Source organism: Pseudomaricurvus sp. ABR4_320 (assembly GCF_056159445.1).
Genome location: NZ_JBSWVF010000024.1, coordinates 1 through 24,899 on the forward strand (window position 1 = coordinate 1; position 24,899 = coordinate 24,899).

Consider the following 24,899-nt stretch of genomic DNA (forward strand, 5'->3'; position numbering starts at 1 on the left):
ATGGAGGGATTGAGAGGACTTTCTTAACCTTAAGAGTGAGTGCCAGCCTCTGTAACAAATCACGAACTTGTTCAGAGGCTGGCACTCACTCTTAAGGAGAGAAATAGAGTAATGCCCTGTCAATGACTTTTCCAAGATTTTTTCTCTCTAAAACCACACTGCCCATATACTGTTTATATATACAGTATAGCAGCCTACAACGTGATATACTCTTCGGGCTCTCGAGTGCAAACAATCGGGATAGGGAGGCGCCTCACGACGCCTCTCCTCCCACACCACCGGGCATACGGGTCACGTACCACGGCGGTTCAAATCTCCATCGTTTATCACGCTGCCACACTAGGCAGCCCCAAGTTCTTAAAATATTTATTTGGCAACGCTGTATAAAGCGCGGGGCTCGCACTCAGTCGCCAGGGTCCGTGGGCAGACTTTGCCGTGTTCCAGGCGAGAAAGCGGTCGATCCCTCGTAACCGAAGTTGGCGATAGCCAGATCGACCCCATTGTTTCCAAATATAACACCGTAATCGTCGTCGTATCCATTTGTCCACATCGCGCAGCGGGCTCAGTACTTCGGACAAGCCAAAGTACGCTTTAAAACCAAGCAGGTATTGTCTCATTTCTGCGACGATGGTGGGGTACTAGGGACATCCCCGCCGCAGTTTTCACTTCGCTCTGGAACCCAGGCGCAGCAAGGCTTCCAAAGGGACCCTACTTTGCGAATTCCCCCATATTACCGGTCAGCGGGCTGAGGATCTCTGCCATATTGATCACGTTTTGCTCAAACGTGAAACTGTAGTTGCCACTGAGATCGACGTTCAGCCAAGCCACAGGCGATACTTTTTTTACGAGTTCCAGGTTTTGCTGTTCCCCGGTTGATCGGTAGTACGCCAGCAGATTGCTCAATATGAGAGAGTTGAAGTAAATTATCGCGTTCGTCAGCAGCCGGGCGCACTCATTCCAGATGTCTATTTCCTGGTCAGACGAGCTGCGGAACCGATTACCGTTGACAGAGGCCACCGCTCTTCGCAGCTGATGGTAAGCCTCTCCGCGGTTCAGCGCTCGTTGTACATAGGTGCGTAGGGCTGCATCGTCAATGTAGTTCAGTAGATAGCTGGCCTTAACCAACCGGTCATACTCCGTCAGACCCAGCACGAGCGGGTGCGTATTGCTGTATATGGATAGCTTCCGGATCAGAGCAGCCTGTGACGTGGTTTTCCGCTGAAGCGAGATGACGATACGCTGAATGGTCTCCCATTCCTGCACAATGGCGTCCTCTCGAATCGGCCTTTTCAGGGACAGTACGGGCTTGTCATCATCACTGACGTTGAGCGTGAACATGTCCTCAATAACCCGCCCGATCTGGGCGTAGCGCGGCGCAAAGGTATAGTCAAAGAGGTCGAGCAGCGCAAAGTTCACGTGATTCACGCCGTGCGTGTCCGTGGACAAAATATCTGGCTTGATCTCTGAGGAATTGTTGAATAGCAAGTCGAAGATGTAGTGAGACTCATGTTCGTTGGCGCCAATAACCCGGGCGTTCACCGGCACATGGTTGGCGACGAGTGTAATAGCGGACACGCCCTTGTTGGTGCCAAAATATTTGGACGAGTAACGCGTTTTGAAGGTGTGTAGTCGAGACTCAAATTTTTGCCCGTCGGCGCTGGCATGCAGAACGCCCTCCTGGATATTGTAGTGCTGGAAGATTTCCAGATTGGCAATGGCATTACTAACGGCATCATTGGCCTGATTCAGTGTTTCCATGCGCAGGTAATTGGCCTGTGTCGAACGCAATTCTTCATAGGAACGATCCGAGATATTCGCCATGCGGTAAAGGCCGTAGTTGGTGCCATTGGCAACGATGGTGGCAGTCAGGTTGTTGGCGTTCACCGCCTGCCTGGCTTGAACTTGCCTAACATGATCGAAAGCATCCAGAAACCGGGTTTCCTGGTCGACGAATCTCATGAGGTCGGCAATATTGACCGGGTCCAGCTGTTCAAAGAACGGATTGTTGAGTAGGCTCTTGGCTCCCGAGGACGGAAGCCGCCACTGGGTTTTCCCGGAACGAGAGCGGAGTACGACGTTGCGGTTGTCACCTTTCTGGATGCGGTCCCCCACCTGATCCAGTTTCGTGGCCAGTTCCTTCTGCATCGATTGCACTAATTCTGCCGGGGCCGTGTTAATCCGGTTCAATAGCGAACTTTTGACCAGCATCCGTCTCTGCTTCCAGATGTCGTCATCGACCAGATCATCGGCCAAACAGCGGTGTTTATACGATTGCGGAATGAACAGGTGCCCGTCCAGTTTGCCTTGAATCAGCAGATAGAGCAGTACTTCAAAGCGACCAGGATTGATAGAGCCTCCGGTAGCGACATACGGCAGGTGTCTCGGTCTGATCAACCGCCGGTCAATTTCCCTGATAATGCCGCAGTCATCAAGGTCGAATTGGCTCCGTTCTATCTGTACACCCAAGGCGTGCGTCGTTGTCGACGACTGGAACTGTAGCGACAGAAATATCGGCCGCAATATCGTCGCGATCAGTTCCGCCTGCTGATCATAGTATTCCCAAATGTAGAACGCCTGAGACTGTTTTTGGTCGGTGAGGTACCGACACAGCGACTCGATCTGTTTAGGGCGCATGATACCCGTAGCCCGCTGGCGTACTTCACCAAACGACACCGAATCGGCAATAGATTCATCTATGAACAGGCGCAGTAGCACCGCGCCATTCCCCACATTCGCGACAGCCCCTTTCCACTCCTGGTAAGCAGTGTCTTCGGCATACTGTTTGGCTTTCTGCAGCAGCTTGCGGCAGTGATATACAAATGCGTCTGCCAGGTGCTCAGTAACCTGTCGATATTTGCGGTGAAGATAACAGACCAGGTACAGGGAGCGAGTCAATTTGTCGAAACGACGAAGCTTGGTCGCGGTGTAGTAGTCAATCATCGCGCTGAAGTGATCCAGATTGCTGAGTGATAGCCCCAACTGTTGAACAACCGCATCGATATCGTCGATCAAAGGTTCGACCAGCTGGTGTATGCTCAGTTCCTTTTCCAGCTCGATTAGGGAGAAAGTCCTGGCCGATTGCCGAACTCTGTTCAGTGTTGTCGCGGTGTCGTCCTCCAGGATTGCATCCACGCTTTCACTCAGAAACTGGCTCATCGAGTGTGATAACCTATCCGTCAGGCGCTGACGCTCACTTGCGATAGCCTTGCTCACCACTCGCTGCAGTACGGTATATTTCGGGATAGCAATCCGTCGTTTAGCCAGATAATCGATGGATTCATCGAAGAGGAACCGCGCCTCGATTGAGGCGGCTGCCGCCGCTTCAGCACGGCTCCTCAGCCCTGCTTCGCTGTCATCATCAAACAGCTGGTAGTCCAGTAGCTGAAATATGCGGCGATACATCCGCGTTTTTTGGGCGGGCGACAGGTTCTTGCGATTGAGTTTTACGCCGGGAAAAATCTCGGTAGCGATAAACTGCAAATCATCCCTTACATCACCATAGCGGAGGTTCAGGATAACAGGCTTGACCTTGAAATAGCCCAGCAACAGGATGAAGTAGATTCTGTTGTAATTGTCTCGAAATGAGCGCAGGGCATCGACTTCAGGGTCATTAAGGGAAAAGTAGTACCGTTTCCGTTCATAGGTCAACTTCGGCGCGCCATACAACTCCCGAATTTCTGAGTCCAGGAGGATGGTGAGACGTTTGCTTTTCAGGCTCATTCGGGAATCCAAAACACCCGATCTTAGCCTAATCGGCTGAAAATCAGCCAATTCAGGGAAGAGTCAGAAAGTAGGGCTCTCCTGAAAGCCTTGCCAGGCCTGGGTTACAGGGCGAAGTGAAAATTGCGGCGGGGATGTCCCTAGTACCCCATTATCGGAAGTTTAATGCCCTTCTGCAGGCCCCGTCATACGTGGCCTACAGAGATTTATGCAATCTATGGGGGCAAAAACCGTAGTACCCCTTAGTGCTCGCGCCGAGCAAGAACTCGTGTGCCCGAAATACGCTATTTGTTAGAAATTCCGCCTGACGCTTACCACTGAATAGATTGAGCAAAAAGCCGTTGGCTAGATAAGCGAACCGTAAACACACTTTTCAATTTGTGGGTGTCCTATATCTACTCTTCACAAAAATTTGTAAATGATAGTTATTATCTTTTACAATTGGGTAGGATTCTTCTTTATTTAAACGAGGAAAATCGTTAAGTACCCGTTCGAACACGTCTATCCTAAGAGAAACATGAAGAGAAATTCGCACACATACGCCAAAAGCCTCGTATTATCATTTAACCTAGGACTCTGCATAACCGCGTTTGCTACTGACCAAGATGCTCAAGATAGCTCAATAGCAGAGATAACCGTTACCGGGAGCTACATCGTTCGCTCCAGTAGTAATGCTACCGGCCTCGATTTGTCCCCGCGTGAAACACCACAATCGTTCACGGTTATAACCCGCCAGCAAATTGATGACCGGGCATTAACGAATGTGGCGCAAATATTGGAGCAAACAACCGGCATTAATATCGGGCAAGCCGAAACAGATAGGGTTTTCCCTACTGCACGCGGCTTTCAAATTACTAACGTACAACTCGATGGTGCTCTGATTGGCGGCGCCGCCGCCTCGGTAGAAAGCGATTTTCTAGGCGATACCGCTATTTATGAACGAGTAGAGATTATCCGCGGTGCTGCGGGCATGCTTGTGGGGGCAGGCAATCCTTCTGCGGCAATAAATTTAGTACGAAAACGCCCAACAGAGGATCTTGAGGCATCACTAGAGCTCAAAGGTGGTCGCTGGGGTTTGGCACGGACGGTAACGGATGTATCGGGCTCTCTTACGGCTAATGGTAAAGTTCGAAGTCGCTTCGTAGGGGCTTATCAAGAAAACGACTCTTATATAGATTTGTTGAAGCAGGAAGGCACGACACTCTATGGAATATTAGAGGCGGATATAACAGACAATAGCTTGCTGACCGTTGGTATTGATTACCAAAAAAATCATACCGATGGTGTGAGCTACGGTGAAACGGTACCCATGTTTTATGCTGACGGGGAGCGAACAGAGCTGCCCCGATCGACGACTACCGGGACTGACTGGACGTATAGAAATCGGGATCGAAACATTTTCTTTACAGAGTTAAAGCATAGCTTTTCAAATGGTTGGTCTGCTAGTGTTTCAGGTAGTTATCTAGACGGAAGCTATGATGATGAGCGCGTTTATGTAACCGGATTTCTTGATCGAAATACAGGTGAAGGGCTTTCAAATAGCCCCGGAAAAAGTGCGGGGGACCGAAAGCAAACCAGTGTGGATTTACGCCTTAGGGGTCCATTCTCTCTGTTTGGTCGCGAGCATGACTTGGTTTTAGGCTGGAATAATAGCGATGAAGAAAATGATCGTAAAAACTGGAATGCATTGAATGCGCCAGAGTCAGGAAACTTTTTTGAGTGGGATCTACCCTATCCAGGATTTTCAACAGAGATTAACAACCGCTGGGGGTATGAGAACAAGCAATCTGGGTTTTACCTGAGTAGCCGCTTCAGTATTACCGACCCACTGACCGTTATAGTGGGCGCACGTAATAGCTCTTACGATTATCAAGATTACTCCATGGGAGTAACCCAGACGCAGGTATCTGACAGTAATATCACCACGCCATATTTTGGTGTGGTTTATGATATCAACGAAAACTTTTCGACCTATGCCAGCTACACTGACATCTTCGATTTGCAAACTCAGAAAGATAGAAACGAAAATCTTCTTGATCCAGAAGAAGGTGCGAACTATGAGGTGGGCGTTAAAGCAGAGTTTTTCAATCAGCGCCTAAACACGAGTTTTGCATTGTTTGAGGTGCAGCAGGACAATGTCGCGGTTGCTGACGGCGAACCGATTTATGTCCCAGGATTTGATATACCGCAACAACGTTACCGAACAGAAAAAGGTGTAACAACCAAAGGTTATGAAGCCGAGCTGTCAGGTGAAATTCTTCCTAGCTTAAGAATATATGCCGGTTATACACATCGTAAAGCAAAAAATGCAGCGGGAGACGAGGTAACCCGACAGGCGCCAAGAGACAGCTTACGACTGTCTGGCTCGTATGACTTATTTCAAGTGCTCGATGGGTTAACCATAGGTGGCGGCATTCGCTGGCAAAGTAAAATATATCCAAGCAGGGATACTACCGTTGGGCCAAACGGCAATCCAGCAACACAATCAGCCTACACTTTGGCCGACATATTCGTACGTCACCTAATCACTGACAATCTATCGGCCACCCTTAATATTAATAACCTCTTTGATAAAAGCTATTACAGTAGTGTGGGCCAATACTCTTTTGGCTATTACGGACAGCCCCGAAATATTACAGCGAGCGTGAAATATAATTTTTAACCAAAGGGCAATAAATATGGCCCCCGGCCACGATTCATGTAAAAACAGCCACAAAACATATATAACCTGTTGATTTATAATGAGTTGAGTTTTAATCAACCTTGGTACGATTCGCCAAATCTGAGGTTTCCCGCCCAATTCGCTAAGATTGTTCCGTATTCTCCCGGCACTACTCTACCCCGCCGGTGTTTTTAACTGTCCGGAGCCGAATTGATGGTAGGGCTCAACGAAACCATGCATGCGAGCTTCAAGTACACCGCGACAAAAACTGACATCAGGCCATATATTCACCGGTTGAACAGGGGGCACAGGATGACCTGTGTTCCTACCGTGACCCAATCCTGCCTATTTCCAACAGATCCACCGCCAGATTTTCAGCGACCTCTATGATTGCGCCGGCGAAATTCGCTCCATAGATATCTCCAAGGGTGACATCCGCTTCTGGATCTTCCTCAGAATCCAGCCCGAGGCCGACAAACTATTTTGCGCCCTAGCGGAGCCAAACTGGCTCGAAGGAATGGATCGAACGAGCCTTGTCAACGGGATTGCCGAATTCTATGGCGATTTGAATGTCATCCACCCGTTCCGCGAAGGCAACGGCCGGGCACAACGTCTTCTGTTCGAGCACTTCATCATCAATGCTGGTTGCCAGGTCGACTGGTCGCAGGTGGATAAAAACGAGTGGCTCCAGGCGAATATCGACGCGGCTGTTGGTGACTATCGACGAAGATGGCGGTGGTTCGGGCAGGCAATTGAATCAGAGTGCAGGCCACCGGCGCTCAACGCTTGATGGTTCACCACCTGCCGCTTGGAAAAGACGCCACAGGTACAGGAAGATGTACTGGCCGATATCTTCGGCATCGGCCTTGTAATTCAGACGACAGGTGAAATGTTTGACCAGTTCATGCCGCTAATGTCAGAAATCGACGGTAGCAGACAGCGTGAAGTAGCGAGGCTCAGCCAATCGTAGACGTCCTCCAGACCCCGAGAAGGATTCCCAGTAATCTTTATCGAATAGATTCTCGATATTCGCCCGCAACATGATCGGATACATTTGCATCTGGTAGCTAGCCCCCAAGTCAACGCGGGTCCATCCCGGCATTTCGAGCGTATTGGTGGCGCTGCCATACTGAGAGCTGTTGTGGAGCACGCGGGTATTGACACTAAACCCTGGTAGCGATGACACATCCCAGTCGGCACTTATCGATGCAGACCAGGGAGAGACTCCAGAAGCTTGATTACCATCGTTTATGCCATCCTGTGTATTTGTCAGCTCCGGATTCAAGTACGTCACCCCTCCGAGCAATCGTAACTCGGGTGTCAACTTACCGAAGAACTGCCACTCCACTCCCCGATTTCTCTGCTCACCGTCCTGTGCGTATACAAAACTATCGAGAGTACTTCCAGGCTTTTGGATAACGCTAGGCTGACGGATCTCGAATACAGATAATGAACTACCAAACTGCCCAAAATCAATTTTGATACCCGCTTCAGCCTGCTGAGTTCGTTCAGGCTCGAAAGCTTCCCCAGCATTCTGCGCATTTGCCGGCGCAGTAAACCCAAGCCCAAGTCCTTCAATGTAGTTGCCATAAAATGTAACGTTTTGCCAGGGTCGAACAGCGATGCCAATGGCAGGGGTTATTCGCCCCTCATCATAACTAGCCGTTTGTAAGCCGGTTTCGGCACTGAAGTTATCAACCTCTACACGTTGGTGACGGACGCCCAAGGTCAAAAGTACTTGATCATCAATGAATCCAGCCGTATCTGATACAGCAATGGATGACAGCCGACGCTCCAAAGTTTTCGGCATATTGTGAGAGAGTGCGAAATCAGGCCTCTTAATATTCCCGATATTGTTCAGGCTAGATAGAGAATTCTCTCCAGCTTCGTAGAGGTAACCACCTTCATACCGAAGCATGGAAGCCTGCAGATTAAGTTGATGGGTGATCGCGCCGGTAGTAAAGCGGCTGCGCAGCCCTGACATCACTGTACGCGTATCGGAGTATTCCGGGTAATAAACAGGAAAAGATGCCAGAATTCCTTCGTCTACCAAGGTATGATTCGTGCGTAGATTATACGGCGTGTTATTTCGGCCGCCAGCTCCAGCATACAAAGTAATTTCTGGGGTGATATCAAACTCACCATGAAGGGCAGCATATTCATCTTCATACTCAGATCTTTCCCAGGACTGGGCGGTAGGCATGCCAGGATCAATAGCATTAGGCATTGAAACGCCTTCTGTAATTTTTAGACCGGACCCAAAGCCACTTGCCCCGTCAATTCGATCCTTTTGGTAGCCTACATCGGCGGATAAACGTATACGTTCACCGCGATAGTCTAATGCCACACTCGCTACTCCAAGTGTGTTCTCCTGGTCTTGAACTGAAGTATCTCCATCCATGTAGACACCATTGAAACGAATACCAAAACGGTTTTCCTCACCAAAACGTCGGCTCACATCAATGTGCGCCCCAAGCTGAGCATCAGAACGATAGAGGCCTTTGATTCGGGTCAATGGTATGTCGGCAGCTCTTTTGGGTAAAATATTAATACCTCCCCCAACGCTCCCCCATGGACTGGTTCCATTCAAAAGTGCATTCGGTCCTTTGAGTATCTCGACTCTCTCCACTGCCTCCATTGCAATGGTATTTCGAGGCATAACGCCATAAAGACCATTCAAAGAAACATCTTGATTCCTTACCACAAGGCCACGGATGAAGAGCACATCTCCCCCCGACACGTTTGTACCTCGACCTCGCGCCGCAACCTGAACAGAAGGATCATCGTCAACAATATTGACTAATGAACGTGCCTGCTGGTTTTCTATTAATTCCGAGGTGTAACTGGTGACACTAAAAGGGGCGTCCATGACGTCAGTATTCCCGAGCATACCTAGACGCCCGCCTCGAGCTACCTGCCCACCTGCATACACTTCCGGTAAGCCATCGCTACGCACTCCATCCGCACTAACCTTCACTGGCGGCAAGGTAGTTGCCCCACCCGCTTCCTTCAGAACGTACTGTCCTTTCGAATGAGGCTGCGCCTGCAACCCAGTGCCTTCCAACAGCTGACTCAATGCTGCCGTCACACTGAATTCACCCTGCACACCAGGGCTACTCATGCCCTGGGCCAGCTCAGTAGCACCGACAAGGAAGATCCCTGCCTCGGTGGAGAATTGGGTAAGCACTTTGGAGAGCGGCCCCGCGGAAATATCAAAGAGATGCACATTCTCCCCCTGCGACTGTGACGCAGGGCCGACAGTCTGTTGAGCCTTAGCTACCTGAGTCCACCCCGAGAGGGTTATCGCACTGGCAGCAAATGCTAGATGTACGGCTAACGTGAGCGGGCCCACCGCACTGAAGTGTTGTGACGCTGAACGGTAATGTTGGCCCTTTCGGGTAGACGATGGTCGTGGTGTTGACTCACTGAAGGTAGTTTTACTGCCGGGCATAAATCGTTATTCCCCAAGATGGATTGATGGTGTTGAGCAACGTCATCAGTCCGGCTGAGTAGAACGTGTGGCCGCCGATGCAATCGCTCTTCTACCTTCTCAATCAATCGAACCGGCAAAAAGCGGAACTGGTTTTCTGATTTATTTCAGGTTGCCATACAACGGGCCGAATCGCCCCGGCCGACAACAGTTTTCTTTTCCATTCAGTATGCTCGATCAATCCCTGGCTTCGATGCTTGCCCACCACGGCAAGGTACGACTGACCCGCACCGGCAGAGCGGCCGCGAGCATGTCAAGCGCATCATCAGTGTCAGCCAGGGGGAAGTTGCCGAACACTCGCAACTCCGCCACTTCCGGCGCCAGCCCCAGATAGCCAATGCGGTAGCGGCGCAGTTCCGCCACCACTTCACGCAGGGGAATGTCCTGCGCCACCAGCACGCCCCGGCTCCAGGCTTCCCGGGCGGCATCAGCCGGTTGAACGTCGCCCAGAACATCCGGGCTGAAGCGGGTCTGCTGCCCTGCTTCCAGGACGGCCCGGTGACCGCTAGTGTTGCGTGCTTCCACAGCACCCTCATACACGGCCAGAAAAGTCTGGTCGCCATCAAGGCGCACCGTAAAGCGCGTACCCAGCGCCTGCAGCCGCCCGTGGGATGTGTCCACAAAAAACGGGCGTGGCTTTTCACCTACACCACCTGCGCTACCCACGCCGCCCAGAGGATCGCTGGCGGTATCGATAAGGACTTCTCCGGTCACCAAGTGCAGGCGCCGTTCTCGACTATCGTAGTCCTGGTTGATTGCGGAGGCGGTGTTGAGCCAAACGCGAGTGCCGTCAGCCAGTACCACCTCGCGGGTTTCACCGGTGACTGTGTGATGATCGGCTCGCCACATCCGAGCCATGAGAGGTAGCGGTGTGTGGCGCCAGGTAGCCCAGCCCAGCAGCCCGGTACCCGCCAGACCAACAATGCCCGCGAGCACACGGCGCCGTTGTATTAGCCGGGTGTTGGCCTCCCAGAGGCCGTCAGCGGTGCGGCGGGGGTCAGGCGTCGAATGAATGGGCGCGAAGCGGCTACTGACGGATTCAACATAGCTCCAAGCCAGCCGATGCTCCGGATCGCCCTCCAGCCAGGCACGCCAGCGTGCTTGATCATTTTTCGTTACCTCTTCCGACTTCAGCAGCGCGTACCACTCGGCGGCCTGTTCCATGGCGCGGTGTGAAGGCTCGGCCGGAACAGCTGTAGATGGGGGAAGGATGCTGTTCATAATACGTAGGCCATTACTCAGGCCAGGTCGGGGTCGAGCAAATCGGCGGCGGTCTCGCGGGCCTGTAACTGCATGCATTTAAGCATGGCCTGGGCAATGTACTTGCGTACCATGCGAGTGGACACACCCAGCTCGTCGGCGACTTCCTTCTGGGTCATCTGGCAGGCCTCTGTGAGCAGGAAGGCCCTGGCGGCCTTGGTAGGCAGATCCAACAACATCGCACCGACCTCGTTCAAGGCTTCCAGCACGATCACCTGACGCTCCGCCGAGGGAGCGTATTCCTCTGGCCGTGCGGCCAGAGTATCCAGCCAGGCCTGCTCGATCTCGCGGCGGTGCCAGAGATTGATGCACATGCCCCGGGCCATGGCGCGCAGGTAACCGCGGGCCTCACCGAAACTGTCGAAGCCATGGGGAGCGGGCTTGAGGATAAGGCGGAGGAAGACATCGTGGGCCAGGTCCGCCGCATCGGGCGTGCTGCCCAGGCGCTGCGACAGCCACGACTTCAGCCAGCCATGATGGTCGTCGTAGAGTTCCTCTATCGCGGGTGGAGCAAAACGCGATTTGTTCATGGTGGCCTCGAAACCAATAACGATAATGATACTGTTTCGCAATTGTATTGTGTTAAGGCGTGTATAGGCAAATTATGACGAACCTCTACCGGAATGATTCATAGTGAATCTCACTTGATTCTGCTGATGGTATCCCCATTTCTGGCGACCGGCCTACCAATTGATACTCTGCAGTGAAACCTGACACTTGATACGCTTAAAATTTTATTCATAGAGTTCTCCTCGGAAGTAGTATTCAGAAGTTTGGTCACGCCTAAAAAGAAGGCAAGGTAACCCGCCTCTTCCATCAAACGACACAGGGGTAAACGCGGCACTAGAAATTCACTGTGCCGCGCCTTCCGAGAACTGATTCGAGTAGTGCGCATATCGATCAACAACAAGCTGATCCAAAAGTGGCAGTTTTAGATGCATCGCGGTCGCCCCGTTATGGCAGATTGAGAAAAATAAAAAAAATCTGCACTTTTATCACCACTCGTTCGTCTTTAAAGATGACAGGAGCATTGAGGCACGGTCCTCTGCAGGGAAGCACCTCTTCGTATCTCCAGCGTTGACGGCGTTGGAGCGCCGCGTCCCCCCGCCGCTCACCATTGAGACAAGGTTTTCCATGAAAGAAGGATTTCGCCAGTGCATGGCCTGGTTACACACCTGGACCGGCCTGATTGTAGGGTGGGTGCTTTTTTTCGTGTTCGTTACTGGCACGGCGGGCTACTTTAATGCAGAAATCACTCGGTGGATGCAGCCGGAGCTCCCCCTGCACCGGCCAGCCGCTCAGGACAATGGCGCCCTGGCAATGCAGGCCATGGCCCGGTTGCAGCAGGTAGCGCCCGAGGCAGAATTCTGGGAGATCACTCTGCCCCATCATTCCCAAGCGTTTAGACGCTGGGAAACCTTCGCTATCCATTGGGAAACCATGCCGAGAGAGGGCCACGAGCATGGCATCCGTGGCAGTGAAGTATTGGACGCCGGGCTGGATGAGACTAGCAGCATCGCCCCCCGTGATACCGGCGGCGGTCGCAGTCTCTACGTCATGCACTATGCACTGCACTATATGGATCGACAGCTGGCGTACAAACTGGTGGGTATCTGTACGATGATCATGCTGGTTGCGCTGATCACCGGTGTAATCACCCATAAAAAAATATTCAAAGATTTTTTTACGTTTCGCCCCCATAAGGGCCAGCGCTCATGGCTGGATGCCCATAATGTTATCGGCGTGATGGCACTGCCGTTTTTCCTTATGATCACCTACAGTGGCCTGGTTTTCTTCTCTCAGACATACATGCCAGCCGGCGTCGCGGCCATTTACGGCACCGCTGACGAAGACGTAGAGCGTTATTTTGATGACCTTTACGGCGCTCATGAGCAGCTGGCCGTCAGTCGCCCACAGGCATCAGTACCAGCCATGATTGCCCAGGCGGAGTCCGCCTGGGGGGCCGGACAGGTTCGCTCTATCACCATTCAGCAGGATGCCGGTGAGGCCCCCCGAGTGGACATCGGTCGTGTTCGCGGTGGCCAAGTCAGAGTGTTCGATGCTGATATATTGCGCTTCCACGCACACACGGGAGAAGTGCTGCCACTGGACCCACCGGACAGCCTTACCCTGCGCACCGACGAAACCCTGCGCGCCCTCCACGAAGGTCGCTTCGCCGGCCCCTGGCTGCGCTGGCTCTATGTTGTCGCCGGGCTGCTCGGCTGTGCAATGATCGGCACCGGACTCGTGCTCTGGACGGTCAAACGCCGTAAAAACCACAGTGCCGCAGACACACCTATCGGCCTGCGACTCGTGGAAGCGCTCAATGCGGCAACCATTGCAGGTCTGCCCGCTGGAGTCGCAGCCTATTTTTGGGCAAACAGACTGCTGCCGGTAGACATGGCAGACCGAGCCGCCTGGGAGATGCACTTTTTATTTCTGGTGTGGGGGGAAACCTTAATCTATGCGTATTTTCGTGAGATACGCAACGCCTGGGTTGAATTGCTGTGGCTGACCAGTCTGGCGTTTGCGCTGTTACCTGTTGTCAATGCGCTGACCACAGACAAGCATCTCGTGAATACAGTGATCGCTGGAGACTGGGTTCTGGCTGGCTTCGACCTGTCCATGCTGGCAATCGGTTTGCTGTTTGCAGTCATGGCCTTCAAAGTCCGACAACTGTGGCTTAAGCAAGCCACAGCCGGACGAGCAGCTCCCGGAAAGTCTCCGCTGCCGGAGCTTAGCCCGTGAGGTCAGTTGCAAACAGCCCCGGTTACCGCTGGATGGTAGCTCAGCGCATACTGGCTGCTGTGGTCGGCGGTTATATGTTGACATCTGTCGCAACAGTATTGCTTGCCCTAATCTGGCCGCTGAGCCAGGCTGAATCGGTGGCTGTGGCTACCATGCTAAGTTTTTTCATCTACCTGCTAATCATTATCTGGGTCTTCAGCACCCGCTCCTTGCGCACGATCTGGCTTGGGCTACTCAGCGCAGTCTGCGCCAGTACCCTTCTCTGCTGGTGGCTGGCACCCCCTGGAGGATTACTGTTGTGAGCCTCAATCTGGCCATTCTATTTACCAGCCTGCTGGGTTTTATCGGGCTAGCTCTGGCTATGCCCAAACATGCTTCCGTTCTGCTGCAAACGACGCCAACCACAACCCTTCGTCAACTGGCACGGGTTACCGGCTGGCTATTGCTATTGCTGGCGTTGCTGCTGGGCATCTACCAGGTTCAATTTGATATCGGAATCGTCACTTGGCTGGGCGGGCTCAGCATCGCCGGCCTTGCGGTAGTAATTTTTCTCTCACGCCGTGCTGTTGTCACTCAGCAAAATCCTCGCCGCAAGCGTCCAGCTAATGTCCATCAGTTATCAAAAGCCGACACCATGGGTGAGCGACTAATTACGCGCAATGCGTGGCGAATTCCCGCTGCGGTTATGGTGACCACACTGGTCGTATTTTTCTGGCAATTACTGAACACCCCGCAGAAACCACTGTTGCGGGACGATGCAGTCCGCGGACAGATCGGTGACTGGTCGTTCATAATCGCAGAAAAAGACCTGCATCCGCCAGAGATCATGGCGCTGAATACGCCATTGAAAACCTTTGTCGTTCGGTTCTGCAAATCCTGTGAAAGAGATATCCGCCTGGCGTATCTGAAAATTCGTCCACCGCAATCATTGCGAGCGGCCGGCAGCGGATTTGAAGGCCCCTCACCGGAAAAAGAAGCCACTATTTCGATTCCTCGTGCGGCAAATCTCAACGACGGTCTCTGGCTCACTGTTGAAGGCAACGACGGCAGTGTTTCACACCAGCGATTCGAAATCCAACAGCTTTCGCCCGCTCTGGCAGACTTTATAACGCAACAACTGTGAGAGAGAGAAACAACCCATCGCCATGAAAAAATACAGCAACAACGTGCTACACGGCCTTCCTTTAAAGAGGTAATAACGATGTCATTACCGACCTTCTTTTCTTCGTTGGCGGCCGCGACAGGACTGCGTCCGTGGTCAGGTCGCGTCCATCGCTTTGCACTGGCCAGCCTCTGCGCGCTAACTCTCGGTGATTCAACCCTTGCGCATACCCCTGTCTGCCAGTGCAAACGCATCCAGAATCAGATTCATTGCGAGGGCGCCTATCACGATGGCCAACCCGCCGTCGGGGTAACTATGGTTGTGATTGCCTACAACGGTGAAGCACTGGAATCCGGCGAACTCGATACCGACTCGCGCTTTCAGTTTGCAATGCCAAGGCTGCCATTTTACGTTTTAATGGATGCCGGGCCGGGGGAAATCTCCGAGGTCGACTGGCGAGATATCGCGGGAATACCCGGCAACCACTTTCCAGCAGAAATGTCCGCTTTACCGAATAACGAAGGCACCTAGCCTGCTCCACCCCCTTTTGTAACTAATCCGAGCCCATCTGGGCCGGACCATCTCAGCGCCACAAGGATTTGTCATGAAGTTTTCCACCCTGGGCATATATGCCACAGTTATTGCCAGCCTGCTGTCGACATTACCGACACATGCCCAGACTCCCGAAGAGTTAATCTCACCCGAGGCAGCAAAAACTGATACTGCTCCGAACAAAAATTCAATCGCCAATGACGACGCAGAGACGTTGACGACAACGCCTCAGTTTTCCCAGCCCACCAACGGCAGCGAAGATTCTACGACAGAGACCACCGTTACTCAGGCCCCGCCAGAGGCCAATCCAGAAGGATTGCAACAGAAAACCGATGAGGGACTGGCCCCGAACATAGAGACGACACCAGACGCCTTCGCAGAATCAGATTCCGTGGACCTTGAGCCCTCTGGCACCGGCCCGGAACAGCAAGCTGCGTCAGCGCCGGCGCCCGAACCCGCGCTACCCCACGATCTCAGCCCCTGGGGCATGTTCATGCAGGCGGACTGGGTCGTGAAGACAGTCATGATCGGATTGGTGCTCGCTTCGCTGGCGACCTGGACGGTATTGATCGCCAAGACCCGTGAGCTGCGCATCATGACCCGGCGCCAGCGACGGACCCTGAACATCGTCACCGCTGCGGACCGACTACGCGACGCGCACCGAGAACTTGAAACCGATGGCAATGCCAGCACAGAACTCTCTCTAGCAGCCGCCCAAGAAATGCATCGCTCGGCAAAGGTGTTGGCCGATGCGGAAGGGCTTAAGGAACGGGTTGCATCCGCTCTCGAGCGCGTGGAAGCCGACATCGGCCGCAAAACCACAAAAGGCACCAGCATTCTCGCAACCATCGGCTCCACAGCACCCTTTGTTGGACTTTTCGGTACAGTCTGGGGAATTATGAACAGCTTTATTGGCATATCTAAAGCTCAGACCACCAACCTAGCGGTAGTGGCTCCGGGGATTGCCGAAGCTCTGCTGGCGACAGCACTGGGATTGGTGGCCGCCATTCCGGCAGTGGTCATCTACAACCACTTCGCCCGCCAGATCGCAGCTTACAGGGCGCTTCTCGCAGACACATCCGCGGCCACTCTCAGGTTGGTCTCTCGGGATCTCAGTCGCTATGCAATAACTGGCGAAAAACCTGCAATGGAGTCATAACAATGGGTGCACGCATACAACATGAAGATGAACTGGTAGAAAATCATGAAATAAACGTGACGCCGTTTATCGATGTGATGCTGGTGTTGCTGATCATTTTTATGGTCGCCGCGCCATTGGCAACCGTCGACATAAAGGTCGATCTACCGGCCTCTACTGAAGAACCTCAGCCTAAACCTGATAAGCCGCTCTACCTGACCATCAAGGCGGATCATTCACTGGTCCTAGGTGAGGATTCGGTCGACGCGAAAACACTGACGACGTCTCTGCACAACGTCACTGAAGGCAACACTGAGAAAAGGATTTTTCTGCGCGCGGACAAAAGCGTCGACTACAACACATTAATGGAAACCATGAATCTTATCCGGGAAGGCGGTTACCTGAAAATTGCCCTGGTTGCGCTGGAAGATCCTGCGTCGTGACACGTCCAGCCACCACTCGCCCGCAACGGTTTCTGGTACAGCCAGACCGGTTATACCGACGCAAAACACTGCGCCCTGTGCGTAGTTCTGAACTGTTACCAGAATTGCATAACTTTCCGCCTGCACCGCCTGCCCGAAAATGGCTGACAGAATCCCAATCGCGTTGGATAACGTCCACCATGCTGGTTCTGGGTTGCTGCGGAGCGCCGCTTCTCTGGGGTCTTTTTCCCGATACGTCTACCGCTCCACCGGCACCACCACCCGCGGCAATGGTAATCGAACTGGCGCCACAGCCGACGGCACCACCCACGCCACTCGATGTGCCCCCCGGACCGGAGCAGGCAGAAACCACTCCGCCACCGGAACCTGTTCCCGAGCCAGAGCCGGAGCCGGAGCCAGAGATTCCCAAAGCGCCACCGGCAGAGATGCCTGAGGTAGCCGTTTCGCAGGAGCCGGAACCCGAATCCGAGGAAGTGCCGCAGCTGGAGGAGGAAACGCCCCCACCGCCGGAAGAGCCCCAGGAAACACTGCCAGAAGATAAACAGACCAGCCAGGCGAGCGCGCCTCCCGATGCCAGTCAGGAAGACGAGCTGGCAGCGGCCCCTAATGTTGGTGTGACCTCTCCAGAGGTCGTCGCTCATCGCAAGCTGACTTGGCAGAATGCGCTGATGTTAAAGCTCAATGAAAGCAAGCAGTACCCGTCAAAGGCGCGGCGGCAGCGCCAGGAAGGAATCGTCTATCTGAGATTCACCATGGATCGAACGGGCAGAGTGCTGGCAAAGAGCATCGAACAGTCTGCGGGCTATCCGCTGCTTGATGAAGAATCACTGGAGTTAATGGAGCGCGCTCAACCACTGCCCAAACCACCACCTGAAGTTTCAGGCGATCCGCTGGAATTTGTGGTGCCGGTGGAGTTCTTTCTGCGCCGATGACATCAGATGGACTGCCCTATCCAATTAGCAGAATAACAACGAAGAGGACCACGATTCATCATGGATACAGAGTCAACGATCCTACGTCGCGCTGGCATTCGCGTGACTTACGCGCGCAGGGCAGTCCTAGCTGCTCTGCGAGCCTGCGCGGAAGCTGGCGAGATGCTAACTGCCGTCAAACTTCTGCAACGGGTGCAGCGTCGCGGTAACACTGTAAGCCTCGCTGCCATCTATCGAACGCTGTCTCACTTTGAGCAGTTCAGACTGGTCGCTCGTCACCATTTTTCCGATGGACCGGCCGTTCACCAATTGACCACCCGGCCACATCGTAACCATTTCGTTTGCGAACAATCTGGCGACATTGTTGAATTTGACAGTACAGAACTGGAACAGTTGGGAAATGCCGTCGCCGCCGCAAGTGGATTCGAGATTATTCACAGTGAGCGAGTACTTTATGTCCGCAAGACGGCTAGACCATAGCAACTGTTAGCAGCTCAGTGAAACTGATAGCAGAATGGCGCGGTTGCCTTAGACTCTTCTCTGATAAATTGACCTTTTGCATCGCTTCTAGTCATTTTTTGTAGCCGTGGTGGGCTATTGCCCCCCCTACCCGACAACTCGTGGTTACGTGGTTCTGCTTCCAGGTTTTCTTGACTCTAAAGAGCATGGACACGTCTTTGCTTAAGCATAAATGCAGGCGCGGGGTCTGCAGTTTTTTTCCGACTCAGGACCGCATTCAAGTACAACGCACTTCTGTCGCGCCACTACGGCGTATTTACAAAAGGATATTATGGCTTTCAAGATATCCACCTGACTGCACTTTATTACCTTATTGAGGCGGCCTCCCGTTCGCTCCGATGGATTTGTATGGTAAGCCAGTTTGCGTTTAAAGCCTCGTCTGCTATAGGATGCAAATAATTCTCGTTAACAATGGCGTCACCGACAGTCAAAGGATCCTGGTGCGGCCTAAGGAGTTTGTAATTGAGCGGCACGGACGTACCCCCGGCATCGGATTTCCAACTACTCTACCGCGACCACCACGGTTGGCTCTGCGGTTGGTTGCGCCAGCGTCTGGGCTGTCCGATGGATGCCGAAGACCTCACTCAGGATACCTTTCTGCGGGTGATTCGCTCACCACAATCGCCCGGCCACCTGCGCGAGCCGCGCCATTTTCTGATCACAGTAGCCAAAGGTCTGAGCATTGACCTGTTTCGCCGCCGCAGCCTTGAGCGCCAGTATCTCGACGCTCTTTCCGCCCTGCCCGAACCCAGCTGGCCATCCGAGGAAGCGCGCGCTTTGGCACTGGAAACCCTGATGGAGCTGGATGCCATGCTGGCAGGTTTGGGCACCAAGGTGCGCGACGCCTTTTTGTTGTCGCAGCTCGATGGCCAAACCTACCCGCAAATTGCTCACACATTGGGTGTTTCACTGCGTACAGTGAACAACTATATGGCGATAGCCATGGAACACTGTTGCCTGTACCAACTGGAACACGCCGGACGATGAATAACATCACCGCTGGTACAGACCAAACCATCGTCACGGATGATCTGCGGCAGGCGATTCGCGCTGCCGCTCGTTGGTATGCCCTGTTGCAATCCCCGGATTGTTCCAGCCAACATCAAGCCGACTGGCGGGCGTGGGTAGCGCAGGACGCCAATCACCACCTCGCATGGCAACAGGTCGAACAGGTACAGGGCGCACTGGCCAGCGTTCCCGGCCAGATTGCCGCACCGGCTCTGCGCGGTGCCGCGCTATCGCGCCGAGAGCTGTTGCAGCGGTTGGGTATTATTGCCGTCGCTGCCCCGCTGGGCCTGACTGCCTGGCAACTCAGCAGCAACCGACCCCGCGGCCAATACCAGACCGACACCGGGCAGCAACGCACCCTCGCCCTGAACGATGGCGGCCAGTTAATACTCAACACCAGCAGCGCGGTGGATATTACCTATAGCGACACCAGCCGTATCATCAGCTTGTACCAGGGTGAAATTCACATGCAGACCGCAGCCGACCGGGTCACCCCGCCACGCCCTTTTTATGTCGATACACCCCACGGCCGTGTGCAGGCGCTCGGCACCCGCTTTACAGTGCGCATCGACGACCAAGACACCCGCGTCAGTGTTCAGCAAGATACCGTGCGTATCCGGCCTGCTCACAGCCCAAACAGACTGGATATTAGCGCCGGGCAACAACTGCGCTTTAACAGTCGCGACATCGGCACACCTCGCACCGCCAAGGCCAGTGACAGCAGTTGGATTAATGGCAGCCTGATGGTGGTTGACCAGCCACTGCGGCAGGTACTGAATGAACTCGCCCGCTACCGCAAGGGCATGTTGAGCTGTAGCGACAGTATTACCGGGTTAAAAATCTCCGGCAGTTTTCCACTGCAAGATACCGACCGCGCGCTGGCGGTTATCAGCCGCGCCTTCCCGGTGCGTGAACTACGACTGACAGGCTATTTTGTGCGCATGATTCCGGCTTAAAAAAATTTTTCAGCAACTTGCACGATTCCCTCTGCTTGTTCGGCTTCTGGTTAATCACCACAAAGATTGACGCAAAACCAGGAGCCACAATGGGCAAGAACTCACCGCCTAGCCACACCCCTTTTCGCACTGCACCACTGGCCCGCGCCATCAGCCTGACCCTTGCCCTTAGCGGCGGTTTGGCCCTAACTGGCCCCGCGTATGCCCAGGCAATCAATGATCCTGCACCCACCAGTACCAGCCTGAAACAATTTGCCATTGCCGCAGGCCCGTTAAGTGAAGTGCTTAATCAGTTTGCCAGTTCTGCGGGAGTGGCCTTGTCGTTTGATGCGGCACAATTTAGGGGCAAACAATCGCACGGATTAAAGGGTATGTACAGTGTGGCTCAGGGGTTTGCTGAGTTATTAGCAGGCACTGGTTACTCAGCGAAGCGGCAGGGAAATGGGGATTTTGTGTTGGAGAAGAGTCATGCGCAAACGTTACCGGCTATTAAAATATCCAGTTCAGCGATTCAGGATGGCAGTGTTGAAGTCGGTTATGTTTCGAAGGAGGTTTCACAGGTTGGTCCTTGGCAGGGGAGAGAGCTTCAGGATATTCCCTATTCCGTGAATGTAATTTCTGAGGACTTGATTGAAAATGTACAGTCCTTCAATACCGATGAGATCATCAAGATCAATCCAGTCACCCAGTTTTACTACCCTCAAGCCCAAAATGAGCAAACTTCTGTCTATATGAGGGGATTTCAAAACAGTGCGATTGCCCGCAACGGCATCACTCGCCAACAGTGGAACTATGCTTTTGGAACCGCAACTGAAGAGATCGCGCAAGTCGAAACACTGACCGGTTTATCGGGCTTTTTATACGGGGGGGCCAATGTCGGCGGGATAATGAATTTTATGACCAAACGCCCCACCGATGAACGTTACAACTCAGTGACCGCGGCCAACACTGGCGGCGAGAATTACTATGCCCACGGTGATTTCGGCGGCCAATTTGATACGGATGGCACCTTTGGCTATCGCATCAATCTGGCCGCCCAGGATGGCGATACTGCAGTTAACCACATGGACACAGAACGTCAGTTTGTCAGCGGTCTGTTTGACTGGCAGGTGACAGACGATCTGGTTCTGGAACTAGACCTCTCCAAAAGCAACTATCATCTCGATGGGCGCAATGCCTTTTGGTACATAGGTACAGGTGCCACCCGGCCCGATGCTGATGATCTGGATACCGATACTACCTGGGGACAGCGATGGACACTGAATAAAACCGAAGCACAACGAATCGGCATCAACCTGAAGTGGAACATTTCAGAGCATATGCGCCTTCGCAGTGGTTTTCTTGATGAAGAAACCAAGCGCACAAGACATAGTGCCTTTAACACAATCCAGTCTAATGGAACCTATGATCAACGTATTGATAATCGGGAGAATGCCCCGGATACCTTGAACGGTGAAGGCTATTTCGGTTTTTGGGATATCGATTTCGCTACGGGAGGTATCGAGCATACGCTCACTCTCGGTTATCAATATAGCGACAGTTATTGGGACATATATTCAGCTGGACGCGTCCAAAATACATACACTGGTTATTCGCTATCTTCGCCGGCCTATATTCCCGAACCAGACTGGGGGATAATTGACTCTGGTAGCCAGTACAAGGGTTACCACCAACAAACAAACAACCTGACAGTCGGTGACGATATTCGTTTTAACGACAAGTGGTCGGCGCTGGTTGGCCTGAATAATACCAGTATTATTTATGAAAACTGGAATGCCAGCGGTGCGAAGACCAGTGATTACGATAAGGATGACACAACGCCGACGGTCTCGTTACTGTATAAACCGATGGCAAACATCACCACCTACACCAGTTATATGGAAGGTCTGGAGCAAGGCGGTGTAGCGGGAACCTTCGGTGCCTATAATGTCATCAATGAAAATGAAGTGATGGCGCCTTTAATCAGTGAGCAATTTGAACTGGGCGTAAAAGCTAATATCAATGAAATGCTGTTGACTGCAGCCCTGTTCGAAATCGACAAGCCACTGGAATATTACAAGTTACTCAACAGCACTGAGGCTGAATATGTTCAGGATGGTCGGCAGGTGCATCGAGGATTGGAACTCACAGCGACCGGAAAACTAACACATCGTTTAACCCTGGTTGGCGGTGCCACTTGGCTGGACGCAAAAATAAAAGACAATGAACAGTCACCCGACCTTGAAGGTAACCGACCAATAGATGTCGCCGAGCATTTTTTCAAAATGTATGCGGAGTACAAAACCCCTTGGGTGCAAGGCTTAATCCTGACTGGTGGCGCCTTTTATACCGGGGATCGCTATGGGGATGCCGAGAATACCGATGATCTGGGAAGCTATACCTTGTTAGATATTGGTGCCCGCTATACCTTCAGTGCTGCAAACAATCCGATCACTGTAAGGTTCAAAATCAACAACCTGACCGATAAACACTATTGGGCCAACAGATTCTATCTTGGCGAACCACGTAGCTTTGTTATCAGTGGGCAAGTAGAGTTTTAGACTTGGGATCAATGGGGTCAAAATCTCTAATCCCTTTCCCCGAAAAAACGGGTCAGATACAACCTAAACTTGGCCCTTCCACAACGTTTCATACCGCTATCCGCCCCTGTTGACGGTGAAGTTTTTGCCTTCAACAGGCATTTATAACAACGCTCCTAAGCGCATCCAATACCCCCCACTTTGATACTTCCTGCTAACTGAATTCCGCAGCGATTGACCCCAGCTGACATTAGTATCTGAACACCCTCCATTCTACTGGCCCGGTTGCTTTTCATGAGCCAACCAGCATATAGTGCGAGTGGTTCTCATTTACCCCCAACAGCTACCAGCGAGATCCGCTCTTGTCAGACGCAACTCAACCCGCCGATATTCACCGCCTCTACAGTGACCACCACGGGTGGTTGCTCAACCTATTACGGCGTCGGCTTGCCTGCCCGGGTATCGCCGAGGATTTGTCTCACGATGTGTTTGTGCGCCTGCTGGGCAAGCTGGAGTTACCCGCGTTTCAGGAACCCCGCGCCTACCTTGCACGTGTTGCACACGGACTGGTGATTGACCGCCACCGACGCCAGCAGGTCGAACGAGCCTGGCAGGAGTCAGCCGCCTCACTGGCCGATGATTGCGCACCTTCGGCAGAAGATGAAGTGGCCGTTATTGACGCCCTGGCGCGCATTGATGCCCTGCTCGATAATCTCCCAGCCAGAACGCGGCTGGTATTTCTGATGTCCCGGCTGGAAGGGCTTGGCTATAACGATATTGCCGCGCAATTGGGCGTTTCCCGCAGTACCGTGCAGAAAGACCTGACGCTGGCACTGCGCCACTGTTACCGCATTCTTATGGGCTAGGCCCTTACCCTATGAGCACAACGGCTGCGATTCCCAAGCAAATTCTCGACCAGGCTTTTCACTGGAGCGTGGTGCTGGGCGATGAAGAGGCTACCGCCGAAGACAAACAAGGCTTCGAACAATGGTTGCAGGCCGATGCGCTTAACCGTGTTGCCTGGCAGCGCGTACAGGCCGTAGAAGACGAGTTCAGTGCCGCCCGCTCCAGCACTATCCGCTCAAACAGCGCTCAAGCCCGTAGCCAGCTCCTGCAAAAACTGGCCAAGCAGCGTTTGCGTACGCGCCGCGCCAAGCTCGGTGGTCTTTTGTCTCTGCTGTTGATTGGTGTACTCACGCTACCCTTTTGGCGCGGCCAGTGGCAAGGCGACTACCGCACTGGTGCCAGTGAACAGCAGCACATTACGCTGCAAGGTGGTGCCGAACTGTATCTGAACAGTCGTACCGCGCTGGATATCCGTTATACCGCCAATGGGACGAGCCTTCATGTCTACCGAGGCCAGATTCTGGTTGATTCTGCCGCCGCAGACACCCGCCACAAACCCACAGTGATCACCGACGATGGCCGCTTTACCCCCGTCGGTACACGCTTTGCCGTTCGCAAACTGCCCGACAGCAGCGAGCTTGCCGTGACAGCGGGTAAGGTCAATGTTCACAGTGGTAGCAGCAGTACCACTGCACATGCACACGACAGCCTGCGTATCGCCAATGGCCAGATCATTGCGCAAAGCGGCAACGGCCTGACGCCCGGCGGCTGGGTTGATCACGTCATTGAAGCCAATAATGCCCGCCTGGGCGATGTTCTCGACGCCCTCGCGCGTCACCGTCGCGGTTGGCTGCACTACGATGCCGACGTTGCAGAACTCAGAGTCAACGGCGTCTTTTATATCGACGACACCGATAAAGCGTTGTCGTCGCTGGCCAACACCCTGCCTATTCAAATAGAGACCACTAGCGGCTGGTGGGTGAGGGTAAGGTCGCAATAAGAAA

At 53.1% G+C, this 24,899-nt stretch carries 19 protein-coding genes and 1 pseudogene; 15 read left to right on the plus strand and 5 right to left on the minus strand.

The features are described from left to right. Nucleotides 1–326 precede the first annotated feature (326 nt). Both ACXAFR_RS24995 and ACXAFR_RS25000 read right to left on the minus strand, forming a co-directional pair. Complete coding sequence (locus tag ACXAFR_RS24995) at nucleotides 327–629, minus strand: group II intron maturase-specific domain-containing protein (protein ID WP_475182412.1); 303 nt, start codon at nucleotides 627–629, stop codon at nucleotides 327–329. Between the two features lie 79 nt (nucleotides 630–708). After that, the gene (locus tag ACXAFR_RS25000; protein ID WP_475182320.1) at nucleotides 709–3,720 is read right to left on the minus strand and encodes a Tn3 family transposase; all 3,012 of its coding nucleotides are present in this window, start codon (nucleotides 3,718–3,720) and stop codon (nucleotides 709–711) included. Nucleotides 3,721–4,237: 517 nt separating this feature from the next. Here ACXAFR_RS25000 and ACXAFR_RS25005 point away from each other — a divergent pair. Together ACXAFR_RS25005 and ACXAFR_RS25010 are read left to right on the plus strand one after the other, a co-directional pair. After that, nucleotides 4,238–6,382, plus strand: coding sequence for a TonB-dependent siderophore receptor (locus ACXAFR_RS25005; protein ID WP_475182323.1), 2,145 nt, complete (start codon nucleotides 4,238–4,240; stop codon nucleotides 6,380–6,382). 355 nt (nucleotides 6,383–6,737) lie between these two features. After that, nucleotides 6,738–7,172, plus strand: a pseudogene (locus ACXAFR_RS25010) (Fic/DOC family protein); the annotation flags it as partial. 126 nt (nucleotides 7,173–7,298) lie between these two features. Here the strand turns inward: ACXAFR_RS25010 and ACXAFR_RS25015 are convergent. From ACXAFR_RS25015 to ACXAFR_RS25025, 3 genes are all read right to left on the minus strand, one after another. Beyond that, on the minus strand, nucleotides 7,299–9,833 hold the full coding sequence (locus tag ACXAFR_RS25015; protein WP_475182325.1) for a TonB-dependent siderophore receptor: 2,535 nt from the start codon (nucleotides 9,831–9,833) through the stop codon (nucleotides 7,299–7,301). 216 nt (nucleotides 9,834–10,049) lie between these two features. Then, on the minus strand, nucleotides 10,050–11,093 hold the full coding sequence (locus ACXAFR_RS25020; protein ID WP_475182327.1) for a FecR domain-containing protein: 1,044 nt from the start codon (nucleotides 11,091–11,093) through the stop codon (nucleotides 10,050–10,052). Between the two features lie 17 nt (nucleotides 11,094–11,110). Beyond that, complete coding sequence (locus ACXAFR_RS25025; RefSeq protein WP_475182329.1) at nucleotides 11,111–11,662, minus strand: sigma-70 family RNA polymerase sigma factor; 552 nt, start codon at nucleotides 11,660–11,662, stop codon at nucleotides 11,111–11,113. Nucleotides 11,663–12,290: 628 nt separating this feature from the next. On the opposite strand from ACXAFR_RS25025, the gene ACXAFR_RS25030 reads away from it, so the two are divergent. From ACXAFR_RS25030 to ACXAFR_RS25090, 13 genes are all read left to right on the plus strand, one after another. Next, nucleotides 12,291–13,880 (plus strand): PepSY-associated TM helix domain-containing protein, encoded by a 1,590-nt coding sequence (locus tag ACXAFR_RS25030; RefSeq protein ID WP_475182331.1) that lies wholly within the window; start codon nucleotides 12,291–12,293, stop codon nucleotides 13,878–13,880. Further along, entirely contained in the window at nucleotides 13,877–14,182 is a 306-nt protein-coding gene (locus ACXAFR_RS25035; RefSeq protein ID WP_475182335.1) for a hypothetical protein, read from the plus strand. Before ACXAFR_RS25030 ends, ACXAFR_RS25035 begins: the two co-directional genes overlap by 4 nt. Continuing rightward, nucleotides 14,179–15,003, plus strand: coding sequence for a DUF3325 domain-containing protein (locus tag ACXAFR_RS25040; protein WP_475182336.1), 825 nt, complete (start codon nucleotides 14,179–14,181; stop codon nucleotides 15,001–15,003). The genes ACXAFR_RS25035 and ACXAFR_RS25040 overlap by 4 nt, the downstream gene beginning before the upstream one ends. A 78-nt stretch (nucleotides 15,004–15,081) precedes the next feature. Next, nucleotides 15,082–15,513, plus strand: coding sequence for a hypothetical protein (locus tag ACXAFR_RS25045; protein ID WP_475182338.1), 432 nt, complete (start codon nucleotides 15,082–15,084; stop codon nucleotides 15,511–15,513). A 73-nt stretch (nucleotides 15,514–15,586) separates the two neighbouring features. Continuing rightward, on the plus strand, nucleotides 15,587–16,693 hold the full coding sequence (gene exbB / locus ACXAFR_RS25050) for a tonB-system energizer ExbB (protein WP_475182340.1): 1,107 nt from the start codon (nucleotides 15,587–15,589) through the stop codon (nucleotides 16,691–16,693). A 2-nt stretch (nucleotides 16,694–16,695) separates the two neighbouring features. After that, entirely contained in the window at nucleotides 16,696–17,115 is a 420-nt protein-coding gene (gene exbD, locus ACXAFR_RS25055; RefSeq protein ID WP_475182342.1) for a TonB system transport protein ExbD, read from the plus strand. Continuing rightward, nucleotides 17,112–18,047, plus strand: a complete 936-nt coding sequence (locus ACXAFR_RS25060) for an energy transducer TonB family protein (protein ID WP_475182343.1) — start codon at nucleotides 17,112–17,114, stop codon at nucleotides 18,045–18,047. Before exbD ends, ACXAFR_RS25060 begins: the two co-directional genes overlap by 4 nt. Nucleotides 18,048–18,107: 60 nt before the next feature. Then, on the plus strand, nucleotides 18,108–18,527 hold the full coding sequence (locus ACXAFR_RS25065) for a Fur family transcriptional regulator (protein ID WP_475182346.1): 420 nt from the start codon (nucleotides 18,108–18,110) through the stop codon (nucleotides 18,525–18,527). Between the two features lie 501 nt (nucleotides 18,528–19,028). After that, nucleotides 19,029–19,553, plus strand: coding sequence for a sigma-70 family RNA polymerase sigma factor (locus ACXAFR_RS25070; protein WP_475182347.1), 525 nt, complete (start codon nucleotides 19,029–19,031; stop codon nucleotides 19,551–19,553). Continuing rightward, nucleotides 19,550–20,530, plus strand: a complete 981-nt coding sequence (locus ACXAFR_RS25075) for a FecR domain-containing protein (protein WP_475182348.1) — start codon at nucleotides 19,550–19,552, stop codon at nucleotides 20,528–20,530. Before ACXAFR_RS25070 ends, ACXAFR_RS25075 begins: the two co-directional genes overlap by 4 nt. A gap of 89 nt (nucleotides 20,531–20,619) precedes the next feature. Beyond that, nucleotides 20,620–23,070, plus strand: a complete 2,451-nt coding sequence (locus ACXAFR_RS25080; RefSeq protein WP_475182350.1) for a TonB-dependent siderophore receptor — start codon at nucleotides 20,620–20,622, stop codon at nucleotides 23,068–23,070. Nucleotides 23,071–23,411: 341 nt separating this feature from the next. After that, nucleotides 23,412–23,915, plus strand: coding sequence for a sigma-70 family RNA polymerase sigma factor (locus ACXAFR_RS25085; protein ID WP_475182352.1), 504 nt, complete (start codon nucleotides 23,412–23,414; stop codon nucleotides 23,913–23,915). Between the two features lie 11 nt (nucleotides 23,916–23,926). Then, a complete protein-coding gene (locus ACXAFR_RS25090; protein ID WP_475182355.1) occupies nucleotides 23,927–24,895 on the plus strand; it encodes a FecR domain-containing protein in 969 nt (322 codons plus the stop codon). The last annotated feature ends 4 nt before the right edge of the window (nucleotides 24,896–24,899 follow it).

What these genes read in the sequence shown, in the direction of transcription:
- ACXAFR_RS25030 (WP_475182331.1), top strand. Translation starts at nt 12,291, where the DNA reads ATGGCCTGGTTACACACCTGGACCGGCCTGATTGTAGGGTGGGTGCTT.
- ACXAFR_RS25080 (WP_475182350.1), top strand. Translation starts at nt 20,620, where the DNA reads ATGGGCAAGAACTCACCGCCTAGCCACACCCCTTTTCGCACTGCACCA.
- ACXAFR_RS25025 (WP_475182329.1), bottom strand. Translation starts at nt 11,662, where the DNA reads ATGAACAAATCGCGTTTTGCTCCACCCGCGATAGAGGAACTCTACGAC.
- ACXAFR_RS25015 (WP_475182325.1), bottom strand. Translation starts at nt 9,833, where the DNA reads ATGCCCGGCAGTAAAACTACCTTCAGTGAGTCAACACCACGACCATCG.
- exbB (WP_475182340.1), top strand. Translation starts at nt 15,587, where the DNA reads ATGAAGTTTTCCACCCTGGGCATATATGCCACAGTTATTGCCAGCCTG.
- ACXAFR_RS25000 (WP_475182320.1), bottom strand. Translation starts at nt 3,720, where the DNA reads ATGAGCCTGAAAAGCAAACGTCTCACCATCCTCCTGGACTCAGAAATT.
- ACXAFR_RS25005 (WP_475182323.1), top strand. Translation starts at nt 4,238, where the DNA reads ATGAAGAGAAATTCGCACACATACGCCAAAAGCCTCGTATTATCATTT.
- ACXAFR_RS25020 (WP_475182327.1), bottom strand. Translation starts at nt 11,093, where the DNA reads ATGAACAGCATCCTTCCCCCATCTACAGCTGTTCCGGCCGAGCCTTCA.
- ACXAFR_RS25090 (WP_475182355.1), top strand. Translation starts at nt 23,927, where the DNA reads ATGAGCACAACGGCTGCGATTCCCAAGCAAATTCTCGACCAGGCTTTT.
- ACXAFR_RS25045 (WP_475182338.1), top strand. Translation starts at nt 15,082, where the DNA reads ATGTCATTACCGACCTTCTTTTCTTCGTTGGCGGCCGCGACAGGACTG.
- ACXAFR_RS25075 (WP_475182348.1), top strand. Translation starts at nt 19,550, where the DNA reads ATGAATAACATCACCGCTGGTACAGACCAAACCATCGTCACGGATGAT.
- ACXAFR_RS25065 (WP_475182346.1), top strand. Translation starts at nt 18,108, where the DNA reads ATGGATACAGAGTCAACGATCCTACGTCGCGCTGGCATTCGCGTGACT.
- exbD (WP_475182342.1), top strand. Translation starts at nt 16,696, where the DNA reads ATGGGTGCACGCATACAACATGAAGATGAACTGGTAGAAAATCATGAA.